Source organism: Lichenicola sp. (assembly GCF_965198575.1).
GTDB lineage: Bacteria > Pseudomonadota > Alphaproteobacteria > Acetobacterales > Acetobacteraceae > Lichenicola.
In genome coordinates this window covers 77,129-87,500 of sequence record NZ_OZ240671.1, presented here as the reverse complement: position 1 = coordinate 87,500, position 10,372 = coordinate 77,129, and the positions used below count along the sequence as shown (strand labels likewise).

The window sequence follows — 10,372 nt, the reverse complement described above, 5'->3', positions numbered from 1 at the left end:
TATCCGGACGCCGCCGCGCAAGCTCCGACGGGATGCCGATCGGCACCCGCGGCGGCACCGGCGGCACCGGGGCGGCGGTTTCCAGCTCCGCCCGCAGCGCCTGCGGCGGCTCGCCCAGCAGCAGGCTCAGCGCGTTGATCTGCTGCGCCACCTGCTGCTCGTCGTTGGGGATCGCGGCGGTGGTGATGTCGAGCTGCTGCAGCGCGTTCTGCACGTCGAGCTCGCTGGTCAGGCCGCCGACGAAGCGCTGCCTGGTCAGCGTGACGCTCTGCTCGGCGGTCTTCTGGTTGGCGATGGCGATCGCCAGCTGCGCCTGGGTGCCGCGCAGCATCATGTAGTCGCGGGCGACCTCGGCCAGCTCTGCAATCAGTGTCGAGCGCCGGTCCTCAGCGGACGCCACGAGGGTCGCATGCGCCGCCTCGACCTGCCGCCGCACCCGCCCCCAGAGATCGAGCTCCCACGATGCGTCGATGCCGTCTTCCCATAGATCGACCGGCGGGACCGTCACCTCGCCGGCATAGTCGCGGATGCTGTTCAGGGTCGAGCCGCTCACGATCGAGCCGGTGTTCGGCAGCTCGCCTACGCCATTGCTCAATCCGCGCTGGATCAGCTTGTCGCTGATCTGGGTGCGGCTGTAGCTGCCGGTGCCGTTGAGGGTGGGGTACTGCGCTGCCCCGGTGATGCGCAGCTGCGCCCGGCTCTCCGCCAGCCGCGCCGTCGCCAGCCGGACATTGAGGTTGCTGCGGGCCGCACGCGCCTCGAGCGCTGACAGCTCCGGATCGTGGAAGATGTCCCACCAGTGCGGATCCGGCGCCGACGGATCGGGCAGGCTGGCTATCGGCGCCGGCCGGTTCCCCGCAAGCGACGGCCCGGCCTGGCCCGGATGGTCGGCCGTCCAGCTGCCCGGCGACCACAGGCTGGGCCGCTTGAAGTCCGGCCCGACCGTGCAGCCGGATACGATAAACGCGGCGCCGACGAGGGCTGCCTGCAACCTGGGTCTGCTCGCCATCGGGCCGCTCCTGTCGCCGGGCCATACATGCCCTTGCGGGTGCCGCGACGCCAAGGCCGACGCTGCCCGCCTGCCGACCATGTCGTCGCTCTTCGACCCGCGCTGACCGACCGGTTCGGTCAGCGTTGACAAGCCGACAGTATCTGCTTTGCTCGGGCCGTCAACGCTGCACCCGCGAAACCCCACCCGTGCGACCGGGCCGGAGGTTGCCGGGCCGTCAACGCGTCACCAGAGGCTCGCCATGGCGGAACCGGACGAACACCCTGCCTCCAAGCGGCGCCAGATCATCCATGGTGCGGAGATCGTGTTCACCGAATGCGGCTACGAGGGTGCCAGCATGTCGCGCATCGCGCTGCGCGCGGCCGTCTCCAAGGGCACGCTCTATAATTATTTCACCAGCAAATCGGAGCTGTTCGCGGCCTTCGTCGAGCAGGCCTGCGCCAGCCTGATCCAGGTCTTCGAGCCGGTCTGCGAGCAGGAAGAGCTCGCGGTGACGCTGAACCGGATCGGCCAGCGCATGGCCGCGCTGATCCTCTCGCCGGACAGCCTGGTGCTGTTCCGGATCGTGGTGTCCGAAGCGGGCAAGTTCCCGCATCTGGCGCAGATCTTCTGGCAGACCGGGCCGCAGACGGCGCTCGCCTACATGTCGGACTGGCTCGGCCAGGAGATGCAGGCCGGCCGGTTGCAGCCGTCGGATCCGACCTTTGCCGCCGAGCAGTTCTTCGCCCTGTGCCAGACCCGCTTCGGCATGAAGCGTCGCCTGCTGCTGGTCACCGAGACGTCTCAGGAAGAGATCGACCTGGTGGTCGGCGGTGCGGTGCGGCTGTTCCTGAACAGCTATGCCGCCGCGGCACCGGTCGGTCTGCCGCGTTCATGAGGGCGGCCTCCGCGAAGGCTCTTGCGGCTCGGCAGGCGAGAAGCTAGGAAGCGCGCGACGTCCGGCGGTCCGCTGTTGTAGCTCAGTGGTAGAGCACTCCCTTGGTAAGGGAGAGGTCCAGGGTTCGAATCCCTGCAACAGCACCATCCGAACCACGTCCGACGGACCACCGGCTGTCAGGCAGCGATCCGGTTCGGCGTGACCGTGATGACGCCGGCGGTCGCCAGCAGCAACGCGTTCGACTGGCCGATCAGCGCCGCCACCGATGTGGTTGCGGTCGGACCGGCCGACTGGATGGCGACGAGCAGCGGTGCGGCCAGGGCCAGGGTCGCATTGACGATCGAGGTCAAGGCCGGGTCGGCGATCAGCGCGACCTCCGCCACACCCTTGGCGATTCCGTACAGGCTGACCGCGCCGGCGGCGTCGAGCACGCCGGTCGCCTCGCCGACGCTCTTCAGGGACGCGCAGCCGGGCAGCAGGGCAGCAAGCGCCATGCCGGCGGAGAGCACGCAGCGGCGACGCATCGGGCCACCCGTCTGACGCGCCTGATCAAGCGGGTCGGCAATGCCTTGTGGAGCGGGATCGGTCATCGCGTTCATCCTTGGGCTCGAGGAACATGGGTGTCGATGCGATCCCGCAACGTAATTGCGCGTAGTCCCGGAAACGATGGTTTCGAACCGGCGGCATCACACCCGCCATCCTGGCTTGTCCCAAGAGCGCGATCCTAGCCGATCGTTGCGCGGGTCTTGCGCTTGCGACGACAGAGCCAGGCGACGGTTGCGCGACCGTGCGGGGTTTGCGATGAGCCGCATGCGACCGCCAACCAGGCAGGCCCGGGACGATGACCGACCGACGCGATCCACAATCACCTCCGGGCAGATCGGGGCCGACCGAGCGGGCCGAGGCCGAGCGCCAGGCGCGACTCGTGCGTGAGGCCGCGGCGCTTCGCGACAACCTGCGCCGGCGCAAGCAGCAGACCAGGGCGCGCCAGCCCGAGTCGGATGCTGCAGCGTCAGCGCCGCCGCCTCTCCCCGCAGATGTCCGGTCCGACCCAGCGGTCGATGTCCCGACGGACCCCCCGGACGGTGCGGCCTGAACGCGGCGATTGCCCGGGAGTCGCCTGCCGGGCTAGTGGTGAGTGCATCGACCGGCCTGGCACCATCGCCCGGATCGTTCCGGACGCGCCGGGCCGGATTGTGCTGGAGACCCGTTTCATGCCGGTGATGCCCGATAGCTGGATCCGCCGGATGGCGCTCGAGCACGCGATGATCGAGCCGTTCGTCGAGACGCAGAAGCGCGAGGGCGTCATCAGCTATGGGTTGTCATCGTACGGCTACGATGCGCGCGTCGCGTCCGAGTTCAAGATCTTTACAGACGTGGACAGCGTCATCGTCGATCCGAAGAATTTCAGCGAGCAGAGCTTCGTCTCGCGCACCCTGCCCGTCTGCATCATTCCGCCGAACAGCTTCGTGCTGGCCCACACCATCGAGTATTTCCGCATCCCGCGCGACGTGCTGGTGATCTGTCTCGGCAAGTCGACCTACGCGCGCTGCGGCATCATCGTGAACGTGACGCCGCTCGAGCCGGAGTGGGAGGGCCAGGTGACGATCGAGATCAGCAACACCACGCCCCTGCCCGCGCGGATCTATGCCAACGAGGGCATCTGCCAATTCCTGTTCCTGCAGGGTGCGGGTCCGTGCGAGATCAGCTATGCCGACAAGGCCGGCAAGTACATGGGCCAGCGAGGCGTCGCGCCGCCGCGCATGTAAGGTCCACGATACGTGCCGCTTGCTGTGACAGCCTGCCAACCGGAGAGCGCCTGAGCGATGGACAAATTCCTGATCCGTGGCGGACGTCCGCTGCATGGCGACATCCCGATCGGCGGCGCCAAGAACTCGGCGTTGAAGCTGCTCGTCGCCGGTCTGCTGACGCATGAGCGCGTGGTGCTGAGCAACGTGCCGCGAATCGACGACATCACCACGATGCGCCAGCTGCTCGCCGGCCACGGCATCGCGGTCGAGGACGTCGACGACAGCGGCCACACGATCTCGGTCGGCGGCGACATCACCAACACCGAGGCGCCGTACGACATCGTGTCGAAGATGCGTGCCTCGATCCTGGTGCTGGGCCCGCTGCTGGCGCGCTGCGGCGAGGCGCGCGTCTCCCTGCCCGGCGGCTGCGCCATCGGCACCCGCCCGGTCGACATGCACCTGAAGGGGCTCGAGGCGCTGGGTGCGGAGATCCGACTCGAGCGCGGCTACATCGACGCACGCGCGCCGCGTGGCCTCGTCGGCACCCAGATCGTGCTGCCGTTCGCCTCCGTCGGCGCCACCGAGAACCTGCTGATGGCCGCCACCCTGGCCCAGGGGCGCACCGAGATCGTCAATTCCGCCCGCGAGCCGGAGATCGGCGACCTGATCGCCTGCCTGGTGTCGATGGGCGCCCGGATCAGCGATGACGGCGCCGGCACCATCGTCATCGACGGCGTCAAGAGCCTGCACGGCACGCATCATTCCGTCGTGTCGGACCGCATCGAGTGCGGCACCTACGCCTGCGCGGTCGGCATCGCCGGCGGCGACGTGCGGCTGGTGGGTGGCCGTGCGGCGCATCTCGGTGCCGTGGTGCGCTCGCTCGAGCAGGCCGGCGTCGAGGTCACCCAGGAGGGCGACGCGATGCGGGTGCGCCGCTCCGGCCGGCTGGTCGGCGTCGACATCATGACCGAGCCCTATCCGGGCTTCCCGACCGACATGCAGGCGCAGTTCATGGCGCTGCTCTCGGTCGCCGAGGGCGCCTCGATGATGACCGAGACGATCTTCGAGAACCGCTTCATGCATGTGCCCGAGCTCAACCGCATGGGTGCGCGCATCAACGTGCACGGCGCCTCGGCAATCATCCGCGGCGTGCCGTCGCTCTCGGGTGCACCGGTGATGGCGACCGACCTGCGCGCCTCCTTCTCGCTGATCCTGGCCGGCCTGGCCGCCTCGGGCGAGACCGTGCTGAACCGGGTGTATCACCTGGACCGCGGCTACGAGGCCGTCGAGCGCAAGCTCTCCGGTGTCGGTGCGGTGATCGAGCGCGTCGCCGACAGCGCCGACCGCATGGCCGGCGACTGACCCGGCTCGCCGCCCGTCGCGGCAACGACAAACATGTTGCCGGCGAAGCCTCATCCCCTATATGACCACAGTAGTCACGGAGGCGATGACGATGCACGAGATCCAGCTACGCGATGCCAAGGCGACGCTGTCGGCGGTTGTCGACCAGGCGCTGCAGGGTGAGCCGTCGGTCATCACCCGGCATGGCCGCCCCGAAGCTGTCGTGCTCGGCTTCGAGGAGTGGAAGCGCCTGTCGCAGGTGCCCTCGTTCGGCCGGTTGCTGATGGAGGCGCCGCTGGATCCGGAAGACCTGCCTTCGCGTACCGGAAGCCTGCGCGAGACCGACTTCTGACGGGTGTACCTGGTCGATACCAACGTCCTCTCGGCCGGTGCCCCGACCAAGGCTGTGCCACGGCGGCAGCTTCAAGACTGGATGGATCGCAACAGCGACCGCCTCTATCTCTCGGTGATCACTGTCGCCGAGATCGAGGACGGTATCGCCCGCCTTCGTCGCACCGCGGCGCATGTGAAAGCGCAGCGTCTCGCCGACTGGCTGGACACCGTGCTGCACCTTTATGGCAGCCGCATCCTGCCGATCGACATCGCCACCGCCCGGCGCATCGGCCTGCTGGCTGACCGGGCGCGCGGCTCGGGCCATGATCCGGGACTGGCCGACCTGGCGATCGCCGCAACCGCCACCATCCGCGACTGCACCGTCCTGACCCGGAACCTGCGCCATTTCGTGCCCCTCGGAGTCCCAGCGCTCGACCCGTTCGAGGAGCTTCCGGAGACGGGCGGGCATTGACCTCCGGGAGCCACCGCCTGCGCCGGCGCCCTGCACCCGGACGCTGACATGCGGCAGGCCGGGCTTTCGCGGTCGCGGCAGCAATGCTATCGCCGCGCCCGGCGCCTGCACGATCATCGTCCGGCACCGGCCGGAGACGTCATGTCCGCCCTGTCCAGTGTCCCGCCGATCGCCGAGGCCACCTCGCCCCTGGTGCTGGCCCTCCCCAAGGGCCGTATCCTTGCCGAATGCGGGCCGCTGCTGGCCGCAGCCGGCATAGTGCCCGCTCCGGACTGCCTCGACGAGGATAGCCGCCGGCTGCGCTTCCCGACCGACGATCCGATGCTCGACGTGGTCCGCGTGCGCCCGTTCGACGTCGCGACCTTCGTGGCCTTCGGCGCGGCCCAGATCGGCATCTGCGGCGCCGACGTGCTGATGGAATTCGACTACCCGGAGATCTATTCGCCGCTCGACCTGCGCATCGGCGGCTGCCGGGTGTCGATCGCCGAGCCGGTGGCCTTCGCCGCCACCGACGATCCGGCGCGCTGGTCGCAGGTCCGCGTCGCCACCAAGTACCCCAACATCGCTCGCCGCCACTTCGCGGCTCGCGGCGTGCATGCCGACATCGTGCATCTCAATGGAGCGATGGAGCTGGCGCCGGGTCTCGGCCTGTCGCGGCTGATCGTCGACCTGGTGCAGACCGGCTCGACGCTGAAGGCCAACGGGCTGCAGGAGGTGCAGGTGATCGCCGAGGTCACCAGCCGGCTGATCGTCAACCGCACCGCGTTCAAGACCCAGCCGGAAGCGATCGGCGCCTGGATCCAGCGCTTCCGGCTGGCGCTCGAGAGTGCGGAGATCAACCAGCGCGTCGCGGCGACCCTGACATGAGGCGCCTCGACAGCAGCGCTCCGGACTTCGAGGCTGCCTTCCAGGCCCTCGTCGTCGAGACCCGCGACGGCGGCCAGCCGGTCGACGGCCCGGTGCGCGAGATCATCGCCGCGGTGCGTGCGGAGGGCGATGCGGCCGTCTGCGCCTACACCGACCGCTTCGACCGGCCCGGCCTGTCACCGCCGATGGCACCCGAGCGGCTGCGCGTCACCGCCGCCGAGATCGACCAGGCCTGCGCCGGGATCCCCGCCACGCTGGCCGACGCGCTGGATCTCGCGGCACGCCGGATCGAGGCGTTCCACCGCGCCCAGCTGCCGCGCGACCTGGAGTTTCGCGACGATGCCGGCCTGACCCTCGGCCTGCGCTGGACGCCCCTGGATGCCGTCGGGATCTACGTCCCGGGCGGCAAGGCGGCCTATCCATCCTCGGTGCTGATGAACGCGATCCCGGCCCGCGTTGCCGGTGTCGCGCGGATCGCCATGTGCGTGCCTTGCCCCGGAGACCGGCTCAACCCGCTGGTGCTTGCAGCCGCCAGGCGTGCCGGCATCGACGAGATCTACCGGATCGGCGGCGCCCAGGCGGTGGCCGCCCTCGCCCACGGCACCCACACCATCGCCGCGGTCGACCGCATCGTCGGCCCCGGCAACGCCTATGTCGCGGAGGCCAAGCGCCAGGTGTTCGGCCATGTCGGCATCGACAGCATCGCCGGGCCGTCGGAGGTCGTCATCGTCGCCGACCGCGACAACAACCCTCACCACGTGGCCCTCGACCTGCTCGCCCAGGCCGAGCACGACGAGAACGCGCAAGCCATCCTGGTCACCGACCACGCGGCATTTGCCGACTCGGTCGCGGCGTGCGTGCAGGACATCCTCGCAACGCTGCCGCGGGCGGCGATCGCCCGGGCCAGCTGGGACCGGTATGGCGCGGTGATCGTGGTCCCCTGCCTCGATGGTGCAGCCTGGGAGCTGGTGAACCGCCTGGCGCCCGAGCACCTGCAACTGATGTTGGCCGACGACCGCGCGGCGTTCGCCGGGATCCGCCATGCCGGGGCGATCTTCCGCGGACGGCACTGCCCGGAGGCGGTCGGGGATTATGTCGGCGGCCCGAACCACGTGCTGCCGACCAGCCGCACCGCCCGTTTCGCGTCCGGCCTCTCGGTCTATGACTTCCTCAAGCGGACCACCTGGATCGCCGCCGACGCCGCCGCATTGGCCGAGGTCGGTCCGGCCGCGGTGGCACTTGCCGAGGCAGAGGGACTGCATGCCCATGCCGCCAGCATCGCGGTGCGTCTCGCCCGAACTTGACCGGGGCGTGCGCAATCATCATGTTCCGGCCCTCAATCGATGATTTTGGACCCCGAGACGTGCGTCCACCACCGTGGTCGCGCGGTTTCCGTGTCTCTCATCCCCGCAAAGACCAGGAGGTGCCTGATGCTGCAACGCCTTCTTCAACAGATCGAAGGACGCAATGTCTAAAGAAGACATGATCGAATTCAGCGGCACCGTCATGGAGCTGCTGCCCAACGCGATGTTCCGCGTGAAGCTCGACAACGAGCATACGATCCTGGCCCATACCAGCGGCAAGATGCGCAAGAACCGCATCCGCGTGCTGGCCGGCGATCGGGTCAACGTCGAAATGACGCCGTACGACCTCTCGAAGGGTCGGATCACGTTCCGGTTCAAGTAGGTCTGGCCACTCCAGCCGGATCCCGGCCTTGAGCCGATCCGCACGCGGCAGGCTGCTGCTGGCTTCGTCGAGCCCCCGCCGCCGCGATCTGCTGGCCCAGATCGGGATCGTTCCGGACGCCATCCTTACCCCCGATATCGACGAAACGCCGAAGCGCGACGAGCTGCCGCGGGCCTATGCCCAGCGCCTGGCCCGGGCGAAGGTCGAGGCCGTGGCGTCGGTGGCGGCACCGGGCGAGATGGTGCTCGGCGCCGACACCGTGGTGGCGCTGGGGCGTCGCATCCTGCCCCGGGCCGATGACGAGGCCACCGCGCGACGCTGCCTCGGCCTGCTCTCCGGCAGGCGGCACACCGTCATGACCGCGGTGGTGCTGCGTGCCGGCGATGGCAGCCAGGGCAGCCGGCTGGTCGAGAGCGTGGTCGGGTTCTCGCGCCTGACCGACCGGCAGATCGACCAGCTGATCGAAGCCGGAGACTGGCTCGGCAAGGCCGGCGGCTATGCGATCCAGGGCCATGCCGGCGGGGTCGTGCGTTTCCTCTCGGGCAGCTACTCGAACGTGGTCGGGCTGCCGCTGTTCGAGACCGCCCAGCTGCTGCGCGGACGCGGCTGGCTGCGGTGAGCGTGCGTCTGCTGGTCGCCTGCAGCCCCGGCGAGATCCGGATCGCGGTGGCCGGCGACGGCGGCCCGGACGCTCCGGCCCTGACAGACTACGCGCTCTGGCGCCCGGGCGCCCCGGATGGGGTCGGCGACCTGCATCGCGGCCGGGTCGAGGCGGTCGTGCCCGCCCTGGGGGGCGCGTTCGTGGCACTCGCACCTGATCGCCAGGTCTCCGGTGCCGTCTCCGGCTTCCTGCCGATGCGCGACGGCGACCTGCCCGCCGAAGGTGACGCCGTGCTTGTCCGCGTCGTCCGCGCGGCCCAGGGCGGCAAGGGTCCGCGGCTGGTGCGCGTGTCGCCCTCGCCAGGCGTTCCCTCGCCCGCAGGTGCCCCGGCGTTGCTCGAACGCGGACCGGACCCGCTCACCAGGCTCGCTGCGAGTTGGCCGGACGCGCAGATCATCGCCGACGATCCATCCCTCGGCCCGGACCTCGTGCCGGCCTTGCGACCCCGCATCCGTGTCGAGTCGCAGGCGATTCCGGCCGACCTCGAGAGCCTGATCGACGCGCTCTCGGAGCCGGATGTCGCCCTCCCCGGCGGCATGCGCGCCAGCATCCACCCGACTCCGGCGCTGGTGGCGATCGACCTGGACGGCGCCGCCACCACCGCCAGCCGGCAGAGCAAGCAGACCGCGCAGTTCGCCGCCAACCGCGCCGCGATCGGCCCGCTGCTGCACCAGCTGCGCCTGCGCAACCTGTCCGGCGCCATCCTGATCGACCTGGCCGGCCTCGCCTCCCGCAAGCGCGCCGCCCTGCGCCCGGAGATCGAGGCCGCCCTGGCACGTGATCCGCTGCAGCCGCGGCTGCTCGGCTTCACCGCCCTGGGGCTGGCCGAGATCCTGCGTCCCCGGCTGCATCCGCCGCTGCACGAGCTACTCGGCACGCCGCACGCCGCGGGACTCGCCGCCCTCCGCGAGGCCGCCCGGGTGGCCGGATCGCCGCCGCACCGGCTGCCACGGCTGGTGGCCAGCCCGCTGGTGACCGCCGCGCTGGAACGCGACCCGCTGGCCGCCGAGGCGTTGGCGCGCCGCGTCGGGCAGCCCATCTCGATCCAGACCGACCCATCATTCCCCCCTCTTGCCTGGAAGCTGGAGCATGGCTGACGCACGCAACCCGGGAGCGGCCGGCGCCGCCGCCAAGTGCCCGATCTGCGGCCGGCGCAGCGAGCCCGCGCACCGCCCGTTCTGCTCGGTCCGCTGCGCCGATGCCGATCTCGGACGCTGGCTCACCGGCGCCTACCGGGTGCCCGGCCCGCCGGCCGATCCGGACGACCCGGCGTGGCATGAGGACAACCCGGTGCGGAAGTCCGGAGGTGACCTTGATCCCGAGGACGGGCTGGGTTAAAGCCTGCGCCACCAACGGACTGGCTGCCTCGCCGGCC

The 10,372-nt window shown here is 70.1% G+C and carries 13 protein-coding genes and 1 tRNA gene (1 of these 14 only partly in view); 12 read left to right on the top strand and 2 right to left on the bottom strand.

Annotated elements, in window-relative coordinates:
* A protein-coding gene (locus tag ACOEQ2_RS00590; RefSeq protein WP_419729467.1) for an efflux transporter outer membrane subunit crosses the window boundary here: on the bottom strand, positions 1–1,009 show its 5' portion. It extends 620 nt beyond the left edge of the window; the window shows 1,009 of its 1,629 coding nt (coding positions 1–1,009); it begins with the start codon at positions 1,007–1,009; its stop codon lies off the left edge, out of view.
* A gap of 241 nt (positions 1,010–1,250) precedes the next feature.
* On the opposite strand from ACOEQ2_RS00590, the gene ACOEQ2_RS00585 reads away from it, so the two are divergent.
* Complete coding sequence (locus ACOEQ2_RS00585) at positions 1,251–1,886, top strand: TetR/AcrR family transcriptional regulator (protein WP_419729466.1); 636 nt, start codon at positions 1,251–1,253, stop codon at positions 1,884–1,886.
* Positions 1,887–1,957: 71 nt separating this feature from the next.
* Positions 1,958–2,032: transfer RNA gene (locus ACOEQ2_RS00580), tRNA-Thr, on the top strand.
* A gap of 30 nt (positions 2,033–2,062) precedes the next feature.
* On the opposite strand, the gene ACOEQ2_RS00575 is transcribed toward ACOEQ2_RS00580, so the two are convergent.
* Entirely contained in the window at positions 2,063–2,476 is a 414-nt protein-coding gene (locus ACOEQ2_RS00575; RefSeq protein ID WP_419729465.1) for a hypothetical protein, read from the bottom strand.
* 624 nt (positions 2,477–3,100) lie between these two features.
* Here ACOEQ2_RS00575 and dcd point away from each other — a divergent pair.
* The 10 genes from dcd to ACOEQ2_RS00525 all read left to right on the top strand — a co-directional run bounded on the left by dcd (position 3,101) and on the right by ACOEQ2_RS00525 (position 10,335).
* Positions 3,101–3,655, top strand: a complete 555-nt coding sequence (gene dcd / locus ACOEQ2_RS00570) for a dCTP deaminase (RefSeq protein ID WP_419729464.1) — start codon at positions 3,101–3,103, stop codon at positions 3,653–3,655.
* 57 nt (positions 3,656–3,712) lie between these two features.
* Positions 3,713–4,999, top strand: a complete 1,287-nt coding sequence (gene murA, locus ACOEQ2_RS00565; RefSeq protein WP_419729463.1) for a UDP-N-acetylglucosamine 1-carboxyvinyltransferase — start codon at positions 3,713–3,715, stop codon at positions 4,997–4,999.
* Between the two features lie 61 nt (positions 5,000–5,060).
* Positions 5,061–5,330 (top strand): type II toxin-antitoxin system Phd/YefM family antitoxin, encoded by a 270-nt coding sequence (locus ACOEQ2_RS00560; protein WP_419729462.1) that lies wholly within the window; start codon positions 5,061–5,063, stop codon positions 5,328–5,330.
* A 3-nt stretch (positions 5,331–5,333) separates the two neighbouring features.
* Positions 5,334–5,783 carry a type II toxin-antitoxin system VapC family toxin gene (locus ACOEQ2_RS00555; protein WP_419729461.1) on the top strand — a complete coding sequence of 150 codons (450 nt, stop codon included), beginning with the start codon at positions 5,334–5,336 and terminating at the stop codon, positions 5,781–5,783.
* A gap of 141 nt (positions 5,784–5,924) precedes the next feature.
* Positions 5,925–6,650, top strand: coding sequence for an ATP phosphoribosyltransferase (gene hisG / locus ACOEQ2_RS00550; RefSeq protein ID WP_419729460.1), 726 nt, complete (start codon positions 5,925–5,927; stop codon positions 6,648–6,650).
* Complete coding sequence (hisD, locus tag ACOEQ2_RS00545; protein ID WP_419729459.1) at positions 6,647–7,954, top strand: histidinol dehydrogenase; 1,308 nt, start codon at positions 6,647–6,649, stop codon at positions 7,952–7,954. The genes hisG and hisD overlap by 4 nt, the downstream gene beginning before the upstream one ends.
* A gap of 163 nt (positions 7,955–8,117) precedes the next feature.
* Complete coding sequence (gene infA / locus ACOEQ2_RS00540) at positions 8,118–8,336, top strand: translation initiation factor IF-1 (RefSeq protein WP_171833937.1); 219 nt, start codon at positions 8,118–8,120, stop codon at positions 8,334–8,336.
* 19 nt (positions 8,337–8,355) lie between these two features.
* Entirely contained in the window at positions 8,356–8,955 is a 600-nt protein-coding gene (locus ACOEQ2_RS00535; RefSeq protein WP_419731288.1) for a Maf family protein, read from the top strand.
* Positions 8,952–10,094, top strand: a complete 1,143-nt coding sequence (locus ACOEQ2_RS00530; RefSeq protein WP_419729458.1) for a ribonuclease E/G — start codon at positions 8,952–8,954, stop codon at positions 10,092–10,094. Before ACOEQ2_RS00535 ends, ACOEQ2_RS00530 begins: the two co-directional genes overlap by 4 nt.
* Positions 10,087–10,335: a DNA gyrase inhibitor YacG gene (locus tag ACOEQ2_RS00525; protein WP_419729457.1), complete on the top strand. Its 249-nt coding sequence runs from the start codon at positions 10,087–10,089 to the stop codon at positions 10,333–10,335. Before ACOEQ2_RS00530 ends, ACOEQ2_RS00525 begins: the two co-directional genes overlap by 8 nt.
* Positions 10,336–10,372 lie beyond the last annotated feature (37 nt).

What these genes read in the sequence shown, in the direction of transcription:
- ACOEQ2_RS00585 (WP_419729466.1), top strand. Translation starts at nt 1,251, where the DNA reads ATGGCGGAACCGGACGAACACCCTGCCTCCAAGCGGCGCCAGATCATC.
- ACOEQ2_RS00575 (WP_419729465.1), bottom strand. Translation starts at nt 2,476, where the DNA reads ATGACCGATCCCGCTCCACAAGGCATTGCCGACCCGCTTGATCAGGCG.
- dcd (WP_419729464.1), top strand. Translation starts at nt 3,101, where the DNA reads ATGCCGGTGATGCCCGATAGCTGGATCCGCCGGATGGCGCTCGAGCAC.
- murA (WP_419729463.1), top strand. Translation starts at nt 3,713, where the DNA reads ATGGACAAATTCCTGATCCGTGGCGGACGTCCGCTGCATGGCGACATC.
- ACOEQ2_RS00560 (WP_419729462.1), top strand. Translation starts at nt 5,061, where the DNA reads ATGACCACAGTAGTCACGGAGGCGATGACGATGCACGAGATCCAGCTA.
- hisG (WP_419729460.1), top strand. Translation starts at nt 5,925, where the DNA reads ATGTCCGCCCTGTCCAGTGTCCCGCCGATCGCCGAGGCCACCTCGCCC.
- hisD (WP_419729459.1), top strand. Translation starts at nt 6,647, where the DNA reads ATGAGGCGCCTCGACAGCAGCGCTCCGGACTTCGAGGCTGCCTTCCAG.
- infA (WP_171833937.1), top strand. Translation starts at nt 8,118, where the DNA reads ATGTCTAAAGAAGACATGATCGAATTCAGCGGCACCGTCATGGAGCTG.
- ACOEQ2_RS00525 (WP_419729457.1), top strand. Translation starts at nt 10,087, where the DNA reads ATGGCTGACGCACGCAACCCGGGAGCGGCCGGCGCCGCCGCCAAGTGC.